Source organism: Sphingobium rhizovicinum, assembly GCF_042647625.1.
In the GTDB taxonomy this organism is placed as follows: Bacteria; Pseudomonadota; Alphaproteobacteria; order Sphingomonadales; family Sphingomonadaceae; genus Sphingobium; species Sphingobium rhizovicinum.
In genome coordinates this window covers 1,638,817-1,652,956 of the sequence record NZ_JBHRVU010000004.1, presented here as the reverse complement: position 1 = coordinate 1,652,956, position 14,140 = coordinate 1,638,817, and the positions used below count along the sequence as shown (strand labels likewise).

11 protein-coding genes are annotated in these 14,140 nt (G+C 63.7%); 8 read left to right on the top strand and 3 right to left on the bottom strand.

Going from position 1 to position 14,140, the window contains the following annotated elements; all coding sequences use genetic code 11:
- The first annotated feature begins 143 nt into the window (after window positions 1-143).
- Window positions 144-1,319 carry a vWA domain-containing protein gene (locus ACFOKF_RS09305; protein ID WP_380795275.1) on the top strand — a complete coding sequence of 392 codons (1,176 nt, stop codon included), beginning with the start codon at window positions 144-146 and terminating at the stop codon, window positions 1,317-1,319.
- 81 nt (window positions 1,320-1,400) lie between these two features.
- Complete coding sequence (locus ACFOKF_RS09300) at window positions 1,401-2,681, top strand: PQQ-dependent sugar dehydrogenase (RefSeq protein WP_380795273.1); 1,281 nt, start codon at window positions 1,401-1,403, stop codon at window positions 2,679-2,681.
- Between the two features lie 133 nt (window positions 2,682-2,814).
- Here the strand turns inward: ACFOKF_RS09300 and ACFOKF_RS09295 are convergent, their stop codons facing one another.
- Window positions 2,815-3,900, bottom strand: a complete 1,086-nt coding sequence (locus ACFOKF_RS09295) for an anhydro-N-acetylmuramic acid kinase (protein ID WP_380795271.1) — start codon at window positions 3,898-3,900, stop codon at window positions 2,815-2,817.
- 55 nt (window positions 3,901-3,955) lie between these two features.
- Here ACFOKF_RS09295 and tyrS point away from each other — a divergent pair, with 55 nt between their 5' ends.
- Both tyrS and ACFOKF_RS09285 read left to right on the top strand, forming a co-directional pair.
- The gene (tyrS, locus tag ACFOKF_RS09290; protein WP_380795269.1) at window positions 3,956-5,173 is read left to right on the top strand and encodes a tyrosine--tRNA ligase; all 1,218 of its coding nucleotides are present in this window, start codon (window positions 3,956-3,958) and stop codon (window positions 5,171-5,173) included.
- A 78-nt stretch (window positions 5,174-5,251) separates the two neighbouring features.
- Complete coding sequence (locus ACFOKF_RS09285) at window positions 5,252-5,608, top strand: PilZ domain-containing protein (protein WP_380795267.1); 357 nt, start codon at window positions 5,252-5,254, stop codon at window positions 5,606-5,608.
- Here ACFOKF_RS09285 and ACFOKF_RS09280 read toward each other — a convergent pair.
- Complete coding sequence (locus ACFOKF_RS09280; protein ID WP_380795265.1) at window positions 5,580-6,671, bottom strand: mechanosensitive ion channel family protein; 1,092 nt, start codon at window positions 6,669-6,671, stop codon at window positions 5,580-5,582. The two genes, ACFOKF_RS09285 and ACFOKF_RS09280, sit on opposite strands and share 29 nt — an antisense overlap.
- A gap of 57 nt (window positions 6,672-6,728) precedes the next feature.
- Window positions 6,729-8,792 (bottom strand): ATP-dependent DNA helicase RecG, encoded by a 2,064-nt coding sequence (gene recG / locus ACFOKF_RS09275; RefSeq protein ID WP_380795264.1) that lies wholly within the window; start codon window positions 8,790-8,792, stop codon window positions 6,729-6,731.
- An 86-nt stretch (window positions 8,793-8,878) separates the two neighbouring features.
- On the opposite strand from recG, the gene ACFOKF_RS09270 reads away from it, so the two are divergent.
- The 4 genes from ACFOKF_RS09270 to ACFOKF_RS09255 all read left to right on the top strand — a co-directional run bounded on the left by ACFOKF_RS09270 (window position 8,879) and on the right by ACFOKF_RS09255 (window position 14,115).
- Window positions 8,879-9,142 carry an FAD assembly factor SdhE gene (locus ACFOKF_RS09270; RefSeq protein ID WP_380795263.1) on the top strand — a complete coding sequence of 88 codons (264 nt, stop codon included), beginning with the start codon at window positions 8,879-8,881 and terminating at the stop codon, window positions 9,140-9,142.
- Between the two features lie 10 nt (window positions 9,143-9,152).
- Complete coding sequence (mfd, locus tag ACFOKF_RS09265; RefSeq protein WP_380795261.1) at window positions 9,153-12,632, top strand: transcription-repair coupling factor; 3,480 nt, start codon at window positions 9,153-9,155, stop codon at window positions 12,630-12,632.
- Between the two features lie 339 nt (window positions 12,633-12,971).
- Window positions 12,972-13,379 carry a hypothetical protein gene (locus ACFOKF_RS09260; RefSeq protein ID WP_380795259.1) on the top strand — a complete coding sequence of 136 codons (408 nt, stop codon included), beginning with the start codon at window positions 12,972-12,974 and terminating at the stop codon, window positions 13,377-13,379.
- Entirely contained in the window at window positions 13,366-14,115 is a 750-nt protein-coding gene (locus tag ACFOKF_RS09255; protein ID WP_380795257.1) for a TorF family putative porin, read from the top strand. The genes ACFOKF_RS09260 and ACFOKF_RS09255 overlap by 14 nt, the downstream gene beginning before the upstream one ends.
- The last annotated feature ends 25 nt before the right edge of the window (window positions 14,116-14,140 follow it).

Below are 14,140 nucleotides of genomic sequence, written 5' to 3'. Positions count from 1 at the left end.
GTCCCTGTTTTCCAAGCGCGCCCCACACATTTATCAGGTCTGGATAGTGACGAATTAACCATGCGCTGCAACACTTAATATTCGGACAACGGCGCACGCCCGCCACGCTTGCATCGCCGCTCGCCCTGATCGAAAAGGAAGACATGCTGCTCAACTTTCTCGACGCGCTGCGCGCCGCCGGCATTAACGCCAGCATCAAGGAGCATCTGCTCCTGCTCGAAGCGCTCGACCGGGATGTCATCGCCCGCACGCCGCAGGATTTCTATTATCTCGCCCGCGCCACCTATGTGAAGGATGAAGGGCTGCTCGACCGCTTCGATCAGGTGTTCGCCAAGGTGTTCAAGGGCGTGCTGGATCAGGACGGCGTCGAAGCGGACATTCCCGAGGAATGGCTACGCCTCGTCGCCGAAAAATATCTCAGCCCGGAGGAGATGGAGAAGATCAAGTCGCTGGGCGACTGGGACGAGATCATGGAGACGCTGAAAAAGCGGCTGGAGGAACAGAAAGGGCGGCATCAGGGCGGCAATAAATGGATCGGCACCGGCGGCACCTCCCCCTTCGGCCATGGCGGCTATAATCCCGAAGGCGTCCGCATCGGCGGGGAAAGCCGGCACAAGCGCGCGATCAAGGTCTGGGAAAAGCGCGAATTCGCCAATCTGGACAACAGCAAGGAACTGGGCACCCGCAACATCAAGGTGGCGCTGCGCCGCCTGCGCCGCTTCGCGCGGGAGGGCGCGGCCGACGAACTGGATCTGGATGAAACCATTCGCGGCACCGCGCGGCAGGGCTGGCTCGACATTCGCATGCGGCCCGAACGGCATAATGCGGTCAAGCTGCTGCTATTCCTGGATGTGGGGGGATCGATGGACCCGTTCGTCACCCTGTGCGAAGAACTTTTCTCCGCCGCCACCGGCGAATTTAAGAATATGGAATTTTTCTATTTCCATAATTGCCTGTACGAAGGCGTGTGGAAGGATAATCGCCGCCGCTTTTCCGAACGCATCCCCACCTGGGACATTCTTCACAAATATGGCCATGACTATAAGCTGATCTTCGTCGGTGACGCGGCAATGAGCCCCTATGAAATCAGCCATCCGGGCGGATCGGTGGAACATATGAATGAAGAGGCCGGCGCCGTCTGGCTCCGACGCGCATTCCAGACCTATCCCGCCGCCGTCTGGCTCAATCCGGCCGCGCAGGCCCATTGGGGCTACAGCCAGTCGACGAAGATGATCCGCGACCTGATCAACGACCGCATGTATCCGCTTACTATCACCGGCATAGACGCCGCCATGCGGGAACTGACGCGAAAGCGATAGACGGCATTGAAATAGCGGATTTTTCCTTGCTTTGCCCTTCCCCGCCACTTAGCGCTCTCCATCTGAATTTGGGGGGAAATAATGAAGCGGTCGATACTGGCTCTGCTGTTGCTTGGCATGGCCTGTCCATCTTTGACGTCCTGTGGCGGCGAGTCCGCCAGCACCCCAACTCCGACACCCACGCCCTCCCCGCCGCGCGCCATCAGCGGCGTTGCGCCGACATTGGTGGCGACGCTGGAGTCTCCCTGGTCGCTCGCCTTCCTGCCTGATGGCCGGATGCTCGTCACGCAATTGCCTTCGGGAACAGCATCGACGGCCGATCCCGCCGCGCCGGGCGCTTTGCGTCTGGTGACGCCTTCGGGCGCGATTTCCGATCCGATCGGCGGCCTGCCAACCAATATCGGTTTGCTGGAAGTGAAGCTCGATCCTAATTATACCAATAATCGAATGATTTACATCAGCTTCCTTGAATCTGATGCAAATGCGCCGCGCGTCGGGCGGAACGCCGCCGAACCGGGCGGCATTCCCATCGGGCTGGCTCTGGCGCGGGGAACATTGCGCTTTACAGGCAACACCGCCTATCTCGATAACGCCGCCGTCATCTGGCGGCAAATGCCTAAGATCGTCAGTCCGGGGCCTTCCGGGGAGCCGGGTGGCCGGATGACTTTCTCGCCCGATGGCCGTTATCTTTTCCTCACGGCCGGCGACCGGCAGGAATTGGACAAGACATTCCTGCACTCGCTCGACAATAGCCTAGGCAAGATCATCCGCATTTATCCCGACGGCGCCATACCCTCCGACAATCCCTATCGCGCACAGGCCGGCGCCTTGCCGGAACTCTGGTCGATCGGCCATCGCAATCCCTATGGCATAGCGTTCGACAGCAAAGGCGTGCTGTGGGAACATGAAATGGGGCCGAAGGGCGGCGACGAACTCAACCGGATTCAGCCCGGCCTCAACTATGGCTGGCCGGCTGTTTCCTATGGCAATCATTATGATGACGGCGCGATCCCCAAGCCCGCCGAAGGAGACGGTTTTGCGCCATCCACCTTCTGGTGGACTCCGGTTATCGCCCCATCGGACATGATCTTCTATTCGGGCGCCCTCTTCGCGGACTGGCGCGGGGACGCGATCATCAGCGGCCTTGCCTCTCATACATTGGTGCGCGTCCGCATTAACGGCGACAGCGCAACCGAAGTGCAGCGCATCGACATGGGCGCACGCATCCGCGCGGTGCAACAGGGCCTGACGGCGCGCTGTGGGTGCTGGAGGATCAGCCGAGCGGCCGCCTGCTCAAGCTTGCGCCGGTGTTCGCCCCCTGACCATGGCTGGCCTGTCCTATGGCAGGCCGGTTCGCTATGATGCGCATGCCCCTTTCCGATAGGATCAGAGCGGCGCAACAAAATGTCTAATTTGGCGGGAAATATGCGAAGTTAAGCAGTGTGAAGTCCGCTGGAACAGAGGGCGGCTCGCGAAATGCAGAAAGCAAAAAGCCTTATGCCCGGAACAGCATCCCGCCCGTCATTGCTTCGGGCGCGCCGGTCGTTCCGGGGAAGCTGATCGGCAATCCTTTCAGATGGCGCACCGCCATATAGGCGAAACCCTGCGCCTCCAGCGCGTCGCCATCCCATCCCAGCGCATCGACATTCAGCACCTGCGCCCCGGTCCGCTGCGCCAGCATCGCCATCAGCGTCGCATTATGCCGCCCGCCGCCCGCGACATGGATGTGCGCCGGCCGCTCCGGCAAATGGTCCACGCCCCGCGCCACCGCCGCCGCGGTGAAGGCCGTCAGCGTCGCCGCGCCATCCTCCAGAGAAAGCCCCCGTACCGCTTCGATACTGAACTGCTCGCGGTCGATGCTCTTGGGCGGCGGTGCGGCAAACCACGGATCAGCCATCATCGCCGCCAGCCGCGCGTCATCCACCATCCCCCGCGCTGCGCAAGCGCCCCCCGCATCATAGGCCGCATCGCCATGCGTCTGCATCCAGTTGTCGATCAGGCCACTCGCCATGCCGGTGTCGAACGCAATCAGCGTCCCATCCGCCCCGATAAAGGTGATGTTCGCCACCCCGCCCAGATTGAGTATCGCCGCCGGCTTCGCCAGCCCGTCGGCCAGTGCGCGATGATAGACCGGCAGCAGCGGAGCACCCTGTCCGCCCGCCGCCACATCGGCGCTGCGCAGATCCGCGACGACATCGATACCGAACCCCCCGGCCAGCCCCGCGCCATCGCCAATCTGCCAGGTCCATCCCCATTCGGGCCGATGCGCAACAGTATGGCCATGGAAGCCGATCACGCCGACATCCTCGGCAATATGCCCGCTGCGCCCCAGCAGGTCCGCCACCGCCTGCACATGCCGCTCGGTCAGTTCCGCCTCGACCGATGCGATCAGCGGCTCAAACCCCGGCTTCTCCATCGCCATCGCCCGCTGGCACGCCTCGGCCAGCCGCAGGCGGAAGCCATCATCATATTCCATGGCGTGGAAAGCGACCGCCTCGACCTGCCCCTCGCCATCCGTCTCGATCAGGGCCGCGTCGATCCCGTCGCGCGATGTGCCGGACATCAGGCCGATTGCTAACATAATCGAAAACTCCGCCTCTTTTACACTGGCTGTCCCAATGCTACAGGCGCGCGCCATGAGCAACTATCAGTCCGATCTCCTGCGCCTGCTCGAAGCGCGCGGCTTCATCCACCAGCTTACCGATGCGGAAGGGCTCGACACCCTCGCCAAAAGCCAGGTGGTGCCGGGCTATATCGGCTTCGATCCGACAGCGCCCTCGCTGCATGTCGGCCATCTCGTGTCGATCATGATGCTGCGCCAGTTGCAGAAGGCCGGGCACAAGCCGATCGTCCTGATGGGCGGCGGCACCGGCAAGATCGGCGACCCCAGCTTCAAGGATGAAGCGCGCAAGCTGCTGACCCACGACCTCATTCAGCAGAATGTGGCCAGCATCAAGCGCGTATTCGAACGCTTCCTGACCTTCGGTGACGGCCCCAGCGACGCGATCATGCTCGACAATGCCGAATGGCTCGACAAGCTGGAGTACATCCCCTTCCTGCGTGACATCGGCCAGCATTTCTCGGTCAACCGGATGCTCAGCTTCGATTCGGTCAAGCTGCGCCTCGACCGCGAACAGTCATTGAGCTTCCTCGAATTCAACTACATGATCCTTCAGGCCTACGACTTCCTGGAACTGTCGCGCCGTTCGGCCTGCCGTCTCCAGATGGGCGGATCGGACCAGTGGGGCAATATCGTCAACGGCGTCGAACTCGCCCGCCGGGTCGACGGCCAGCAGGTCTTCGGGCTCACCACGCCGCTGCTCACCAATGCCGACGGCACGAAGATGGGCAAGACCGTGGGCGGCGCCGTCTGGCTGAACGAAGACCAGTTGTCGCATTATGACTATTGGCAATTCTGGCGGAACACCGCTGACGCCGACGTCGCCAATCGCCTGCGCCTGTTCACCGATCTGCCGATGGACGAAGTGAGCCGGCTCGCCGCGCTGGAAGGCGCGGAGATCAATGAGGCGAAGAAGATCCTCGCGAACGAAGCCACCGCGCTCTGCCGTGGCTTCGACGCCGCAACGGCATCGGCCGAAACCGCGCGCAAGACCTTTGAGGAAGGCGCGTCGGACGCGAACCTGCCGACCGTCAGCCTGGGCGCGGAAGGTTTGACCGTGGTGCAGGCCACCACCGGCCTCGGCTTCGCCACGTCTAACAAGGAAGTGCGTCGCAAGCTTTCGGAAGGCGCGATCAAGGTGAATGGCGAAACCGTCACTGACCCCGCCATCGCCTTGAAAGCGGGCGACAAGCTGAGTTTCGGCGCCAAAAAGCACGGCCTGATCATCGGCTGATCGCAAAGAGCGGCGTTAGCCTTGGGTTAACGCCGTTTCTTCACAAAGCGGCCATTTTCTCACGCTTAGGCTGTGGGCATGTCGTCTTCGGTCTTCGCAAATCTCAGTCATGTGTTGCGGTCACGCGATCCCGCGATCGACCAGCGGCGGGCCAAGCGCGATCTGGTGGACATGGTCAGCCACATCATGGCGGGTGGGCGCAGCTATGGCGTGCGCATCATCAACATATCGCCCCTTGGCCTGATGTGCCGCAGCGACAGCCTCTTCACGCCCGGCGACCGCGTCAGCGTCTGGCTGCCTATCCTTCAGGACTATCCCACCGAAATTCGCTGGATCGAGGACGGGCGGGCCGGCATGGAATTTTTCGAGCCGATCACGCCCCAAATCTATGATGCGATGCTGACGCTCATTCCGCCGCGTCGGACAGCCTGGTAAGGCCCAGCCGGCTCAGTTCGTCGCCAGCCTCCAGCCGTTGCCGCATCCGCACCAGCGCTTCGGGCATGTCCTGCCGCAGGAAATCCATCACCGCCTCGCGCACTTCGCAGCGCAGGTCAAAGGCGATGCCGGCATTGCGCGCCGACAGCAATCCGCGCAGTTCCAGCGCTTCAGGCCGGTGCTCCGTCACCTGTAATATCGCCACGCGCCCATCCCAGCGACTGTTGGCCTTCACCGCCTCGACGAATTTCTCCCGGATGCGGCCAATGTCGGCGGCCGGATCGACATGGAAAAAGACGGTGCCCAGCAGATCCGACGTCTTCGTCGTCCAGTTCTGAAAGGGCTTTTCCAGAAAATAGGATACCGGCACCACCATCCGCCGATCGTCCCAGATCCGAACGATGACATATGTCAGTTTGATCTCTTCGATCCTCCCCCATTCGCCCTCAATGATGACGACATCATCCAGCCTTATCGGTTCGGAAAAGGCCATCTGGATGCCCGCGATCAGATTTTTGAGCGCCGGTTGCGCCGCTGCGCCCACCGCCAGCGCGGCAAGCCCCGCCGACGCCATCAGCGACACGCCAATCGTCCGGACGCCCGGAATGGCGATCAGCATCATCGCAATCACCAGAAAGCCGACGATGCACTGGCAGATGCGATAGAGGATGCTGATCCGCGTCCGATGCCGCCGGGCCTTCAGATTATCCTCGACACTGATGTCGGCCCGCGCCTCCATCATCGCCTTGCCGGCGCTCATAACGCGCAGGATCAGCCAGCCGACCAGCAGAGCAAAGACCATTCGCGCGCCGATCGACCAGATGTCCTCCACCCGGTCGCCCAGTTCGATCGATTTGAGGCCCGCGCCCAGCGCCAGCAGCACCACCAGCCAGCGTGTGGGCTGATAGATGGCGGGCAGCAGCACCGGCTCGATCTTCGAATGTTTCGCCACCCGCAGCGCGATCCAGTAGAGCGCCCAATGGATCAGGAAGGCGGCGGCCACGGAAATGGCGATCGACATCACCGCCATGGGCGTGATGTGGGTCAGGCTAAGATCGGTCATAGGAGGGGCAACGCGACCGCGTCCGATTTTGTTTCGCAGGTGCGAACGCTTTTGCGTTTACCCGCCCCGGAGCAACCCCACGGCCGCATCCTTCTCAAACAGATACAGGCAAATCCGCGCCGCCTGCCCGCGTGCGCTGTCCAGCCCGCCGTCCCGCTCGATCAGCAGATGCGCATCGTCCCGCGCCGCATCCACCAGCGCTGCGACATGTTCAGGCGTCGCGACCTTCAGTTCCGCCTCGCCCGACTGGCGCGTGCCCAGCACCTCGCCCGCGCCGCGCAGTTTCAGATCCTCTTCGGCGATGCGGAACCCGTCATTCGTCTCGCGCATCAGCGCCAGCCGCGCGCGCGACGTTTCGCCCAGCGCATTGCCGCGCAGCAGCAGGCAGACGGACGGCTTGTCGCCGCGACCCACCCGCCCGCGCAACTGGTGCAACTGCGCCAGCCCGAACCGCTCCGCCCCCTCGATGATGATCAGGCTGGAGTTAGGCACGTCCACCCCGACCTCGATTACGGTGGTCGCAACCAGTATCTGCGTCCGATTGGCGGCAAACGCCTCCATCGCGGCATCCTTGTCTGCCCCCTTCATCTTGCCATGGACCAGCCCCACCCGATCGCCGAAGCGCTGACGCAGCGTCTCGGCCCGCATCTCGGCCGCAGCTTGATCGCTTGTCTCGCTTTCTTCGACCAGTGGGCACACCCAATAGGCCTGCCCCCCGCTCTCGACATGACGGGCCAGCGCATCGACCACCTCATCCAGCCGACTGGCGGCCATCACCACGGTCTGGATCGGCTGGCGACCCGGCGGCATCTCGTCCAGCCGCGATACGTCCATTTCGCCATAATAGGTCAGCGTCAGCGTGCGCGGGATCGGCGTCGCTGTCATCACAAGTAAATGCGGCGATCGCTCCGCCTTGCTCGCCAGCATCATCCGCTGCGCCACGCCGAAACGATGCTGCTCGTCGATCACGGCGAGGCCCAGTGCCTTATATTGCACCGCTTCCTGAAAAATCGCGTGGGTGCCGACGAGAATATGGATGCTGCCATCCGCCAGCCCCATCAACGTCGCCTCGCGCACCTTGCCCTTTTCGCGCCCGGTCAGGATCGCAATCTCGATCGGCAGGCCTGACGCCATTTTCCGCAGCGTCTCATAATGTTGCCGCGCCAATATTTCGGTCGGCGCCAGCATCGCGCCCTGCATCCCGGCCTCGACCGCGTTCAGCAGCGCCATCAGCGCCACCAAAGTCTTGCCCGATCCCACATCGCCCTGAAGCAGCCGCAGCATCGGCGTCGCCTGCGCCATATCGCCCTCAATCTCGCCGATCGCGCGCCGCTGCGCACCCGTCGGCGCAAAGGGCAGTTTCAGCATCGCACGCAGCCGCCCGTCGCCCTCGATCGGCACCCCGCGCCGCCGCCGCGACGATTGTCGCACCAGCATCAGCGCCAGTTGCCCCGCAAAAATCTCGTCATAGGCCAGCCGCTCGCGCGCCTTGGCGTCGGACGGATCGGCATGGACCCGCGCCAGCGCATCCTTCCACGCCGGCCAGTCTTTGCGCGCCAGCAAACTTGGCTCGATCCATTCGGGCAATTCGGGCGCGCGGGCCAGCGCCTGCCCGGCAATGTCGCGCATCCGATTATTGGTCAGCCCTTCCGACAGGCCATAGACCGATTCGCGCGCCGGCACCGTCGCCGCCTCCTCGGGCGGCAGCACATAATCGGGGTGCACCATCTGGAGCGCATCGCCATAGGCTTCCAGCTTCCCCGACACGAATTTGGGTTCGTTGAGCGGCAGCAACTTGCGCGGCCAGGCGCTATTCTTCCCGAAATAGACAAGAGAAACGACGTTCGCCCGCTTGTCGATCGCCTGCACGCGAAAGGGCGCGCGCGGACTGCCGCTGGCGCGATAATCGACCGGGGTCAGCATCGTGCCGATCACCCGTCCGGCGTCGGCCATGTCCAGTTCATCGGTCAGATGCCGGTCCACCCAGCTGACCGGAATATGAAAGGCCACATCGACCGCGCGCGCCAGCCCCAGCCGCTCCAGCGGACGGGCGAGCGCGGGGCCGATCCCCTTGAACAGGGATATTTCGGCAAAGAGCGGATTGAGAATATCGGGTCGCATGGCTATTTGGCGGGGTCTACTCCAGCCGGGACGGCGTTACAAACACCTGATCGGCGATGAAGCCATGCCCGTTAAAGGAACAAATTGTGAACGACAATCCCCAGATGCGCCGCATACAATTCCGGGCCTGGCATCGCGGCACGCGCGAAGCGGACTATACCGTCGGCGGCTTCTTCGACCAATATCACGCGACATGGACCGCTGAAGAGATCGACTGGTTCGAACGCTTCATGGAAGAACAGGATGCCGACATCATCGGCTGGGCGCTCGGCACCATCCCCGTGCCGGAGGAATGGAAAGGCCCGATGATGGACAAGTTCCTGAAACTCGATTTCGTGAAGATTGTCTGACACCGCCAGCATGACCGATCTCCAGAAAATCCTGAAGGCGAAGGCCCCGCTGACCCTCTCCGGCGTACCCGCCGGTTTCCAGCCCTGCCTGCTGGCCGACATCGCCCGCGCTGCCGGGGCCGGGGCCGCGCAGGGCCGCGCCGTCTTCATCGCGTCGGATGAGCAGCTAATGCGCGCGGTCGCGGACACGGCGCATTATTTCGCGCCGGAGATCGAGATCATTGAAATCCCCGCCTGGGACTGCCTGCCCTATGACCGCGCCAGCCCCTCGCTGCGCGCCGCCTCCGCCCGCCTCGCCGGCCTCTATGCGCTTCAGGCCAAACCCAAAGGCCCGCAACTGGTCGTCACCACGCTGGCGGCGATGACCCAGCGCACCCTCACCCCCTTCCGCGTGCGCCAGCTGGTCGCCAAACTCGCGCCCAAGGAACGGATCGCGATCCAGCGCCTCGCCGACATGCTCCAGGCGAACGGCTATGTCCGCACCGACACGGTGCATGACCGGGGCGAGTTCGCCATTCGCGGCGGCATTGTCGACCTGTTCCCCGGCGGCGAGGAACAGCCGCTGCGCCTCGACTTCTTCGGCGACGAGATTGAGACGGTCCGCCGCTTCGACCCGTCCGATCAGCGCACGACCGGCAGCGTCGATGGCTTCACCCTGCTCCCCGCATCCGAAGCCCTTCTGGACGAGGACACGATCAAGCGCTTCCGCAGCCGGTATCGCGAGACGTTCGGCGCAACCGCGACCGGCGATCCGCTCTATCAGGCGGTCAGCGACGGCCGCCGCCTTGCCGGCATGGAACATTGGCTGCCCCTGTTCGAGGAACGGCTCGTTCCCCTGACGGAGCATCTGGGGGAAGACGCCGTCCTGATCCGCGATCCTGGCGTCGCAGGCGCAGCGCAATCCCGGTTCGAGGCGATCCGTGATTATCACGCCAACCGTATCCAGGCGAAGTCGTCCGATCCCGGCTCCTACCGGCCCCTGAAACCCGAAGCCCTCTATCTCGACGCCGCAGAATGGGACGCCGCCGTCGCAAGCCTGCCGATGCACGGCACTACGCCGTTCCACGAGCCGGAAAGCGCAACCGTTCTCGACTTCGCCGTCGACGGCCCGCGCGACTTCGCCCCCGAACGCGCGCAGAACACGAACATCTACGAAGCTGTCGGCAAACATATCGCCACGCTCCGCCGCGAGAAGAAAAAGGTCGTCATCGCCAGCTACTCCGGCGGCGCGCGCGAGCGCCTGTCCGGCCTGCTCGCCGACCATGGCGTCTCGCGCCTCGCCGCTGCCGACAATTGGCAGGAAGCGCTGGGCATCGCGGCGGGTGGCAGCGTCACGCTCATGGTCCTCGGCCTTGACCATGGCTTTACCGCGCCCGACGTCGCCGTCCTCACCGAACAGGACATGCTGGGCGATCGCCTCGTCCGCCGCGCCAAGCGCAAGAAGAGCGCCGACGCCTTCCTTCAGGAACTCGCCACCCTCTCGCCCGGCGACCTCGTCGTCCATATGGACCATGGCATTGGCCGCTATGAAGGGCTGATGCAGATCCCGGTGGCAAAGGCCCCGCATGATTGCGTCGCCCTGTCCTATGCCGGCGGCGACAAGCTCTATGTCCCGGTCGAAAATCTCGAAGTCCTCTCCCGCTATGGCAGCGACAGCGACGGCGTAAGCCTCGACAAGCTGGGCGGCGAAGCCTGGCAGCGGCGCAAGGCGAAGATGAAGGAGCGCATCCGCGAAATCGCGGGTGAACTGCTCAAGACAGCCGCCGAACGCGCCCTGCGCCCCGCCACCGTCGCGGAACCCGATGCAGCAGGCTATCCCGCCTTCGTCGACCGCTTCCCCTATCAGGAAACGGACGATCAGGACCGCGCCATCAGCGACGTTGTCGAAGACCTCGGCGCCGGCAAGCCGATGGACCGCCTCGTCTGCGGCGACGTGGGTTTCGGCAAGACCGAAGTGGCCCTGCGCGCCGCCTTCGTCGCGGCGATGGCCGGCATGCAGGTCGTGGTCATCTGCCCCACCACGCTCCTTGCCCGCCAGCATCACATGAATTTCGAGGAACGCTTCCGCGGCTTCCCCGTCAATATCGGCCGCCTCTCCCGCCTCGTCCCCGACAAGGAGGCGAAGGCGACCAAGGCGGGGCTGGCCGACGGCACGATCGACATCGTCGTCGGCACCCACGCGCTGCTGGCCAAGGGGCTGGAATTCAAACGCCTCGGCCTCGTCATCGTGGACGAGGAGCAGCGTTTCGGCGTCACCCACAAGGAACGGCTGAAGTCCCTGAAGACCGACGTTCATGTCCTGACGCTCACCGCCACGCCCATCCCGCGCACCTTGCAAATGGCCATGTCGGGCCTGCGCGAACTGTCGGTCATCCAGACCCCGCCGGTCGATCGTCTGGCGGTGCGCACCTACATCATGCCCTGGGATGGCGTCGTCATCCGCGAGGCGCTGCTGCGTGAACATTATCGCGGCGGGCAGAGCTTCTTCGTGGTCCCGCGCATCTCGGACCTTACCGAGGTCGAGGAGTTCCTCCGCACCGAAGTTCCCGAAATCAAACCCATCGTCGCCCATGGCCAGATGAGCGCCACCGACGTCGAAGAACGCATGTCCGCTTTCTACGACAAGCGCTACGATGTGCTGCTCTCCACGACGATCGTGGAATCGGGCCTCGACATTCCCAGCGCCAACACGCTCATCATCCACCGCGCCGATCGCTTCGGCCTTGCCCAGCTCTATCAGCTACGCGGTCGCGTCGGCCGGTCGAAGACGCGCGCCTATGCCTATTTCACCACCCCCGCCAACCGCATCATCACCGAAACGGCGGAAAAGCGGCTCAAAGTCTTGTCGGACCTCGACACGCTCGGCGCAGGGTTCCAGCTCGCCTCCCACGATCTCGACATTCGCGGCGCGGGCAATCTCGTCGGCGACGAACAGTCAGGCCATATCAAGGAAGTCGGCTTCGAACTTTACCAGTCGATGCTGGAAGACGCGATCATGGACGCCAAGGCCGGCGGCGTCGGCATCGAACGGCGCAGCGACAGCTTCTCGCCCCAGATCACCGTCGACGCGCCCATCCTCATCCCCGACGATTATGTGCCCGACCTTGATCTGCGCATGGGCCTTTACCGCCGCATCAACGAACTGGAGGATCGCATCGGTCTGGAGGCGTTCGCCGCCGAATTGATCGACCGTTTCGGCAAGCTGCCGTTGCCGACACAAAATCTGCTCAAGATCATCGAGATCAAGCAAAATTGCCTGGTCGCCAACATTTCCAAAATCGACGTCGGGCCAAAGGGCGCGCTGGTCAGCTTCTTCGAAGATCGCTTCCCCAAGCCCGCCGGCCTCATCGCCTATGTCCAGAAATTGAACGGCGTCGCCCGCCTGCGCCCCGACAGCAAGATCGTCGTCGAACGCGCCTGGCCCGATCCGCAAGCTCGCCTCAACGGCGCGTTGCAATTGTCGAAGGGGTTGATGAAAGCCGCTGGGTGAGTTCGCCTGTCCTACTCGCCCCCGTTTTGGCGGATCACCAACGCCACGTCTCTCTACGTCGCTTTTCCGTCGCGCGAATGCCGCGCCAGTGGCGCATATATGTCGCGTCAGTGGCGCGCGCATGGCGCTTTACTGGCGCGTCGCAGTCGCCTTGCGGGCATATTCGGCGCAAATCGCCCCGCGATGGTGTGAACTTCGGCTGTCGCGTCGAATCCGCCGAAATCCGACCTCCATGTCGCCATTCATCATCATTGGGAAACGCATCAGCAATAGTGGAAATCTAAATCCGGCAAAGACGACCGGGCACCAAAGCCCGGCGTCGCAAGCAGGAGAATAGATATGAGTTTGATCATCGCTCTCGCGGCCGCCGCCGCGACCCACAGCGTCACTGTCGAGCATCACGGCCAGCAACTCGGCGCAACCTACACCGCCCGCACGGAAATGCGCACGAAGACCATCGGCGCCAAGACCCCCAATCGCATCGACGCCCAGCGCTGCCAGTGGACCGCGACCGTCGTGGTCGATCGCAAGCTGGATCATGGTCCGGCGCTGGCCCGCACCATCGCCACCGACAAGACATTTTCGGGCAGCGAAGCCGGCGCCTGCACGCCCGGTCGCAATTCGGGCGCGCGCAACCTTGCCCAGCATCAGGAAAAGATCGAAGCGCATCTGGTCGCGGTCGCGCAGGCCGACCGCGCGCCCCTTTTGGCTGAACTGGACTCGGTACGTAATCTTGCATCCAACTGATCGACTGCGCCGCACGGCATGGCTGGGAGCGCTCCTGCTCGCCGGCCATGCCCATGCCGCCACCGCCCAAAGCCCATCCGCCATCACCGCCACGGTTGAAGCCGCCAGTGAAGAACGACGTCGCGGCCTCAGCTGGAGCGACGGCGATCCGGTGTTGCGCGGCACGCTCTCCGTGCCCGTCGCCGATGGCCTCAGCCTCGACGGCACGGCTACCACCCTCTGGGGCAGTCAGCGCCATGGCGGCGCAGACGCCGTGCTCGATGTGGGCGCCACCTATGCCAGGCAACTGGGCGGGTTCCGCCTCAGCGCCGAAGGCCGCTATCATCTCTTCCCCGGCGCCGATCACGCTTTTGGCCATTGGGGTTATGGCGAAGTCGGCGCAATCGCCGGCTTCCTGCTCGGCCCCGCCAGCGTCGATCTGGCAGCCCGCTACGCGCCGCGCCAGTCATCCATCGGCGGCGACAATCTTTACGTCTCGGCCAGTTCCGCCATTGCCATCCCCGGCACGCCCTTGACCTTGTCCGGTCATGTCGGCCGGTCGTCAGGCGATGTGCGCGATCCCCTGCGCGCCGCGCGGCTGCGTCCCGATGGCAATTACTGGGATCATGGCGTCGCGCTCGACTGGTACAGGGGCCGCTGGTCCGCCGGCCTGCGCTATGCCGATACCGACATCGACGCCCCCAACAGCGCTCATGCGGGGGCCAGCCTGATCGTACGGATCGGTTTCACCCTTTGACGCCCTGTCCTATACCCTCCCGCTT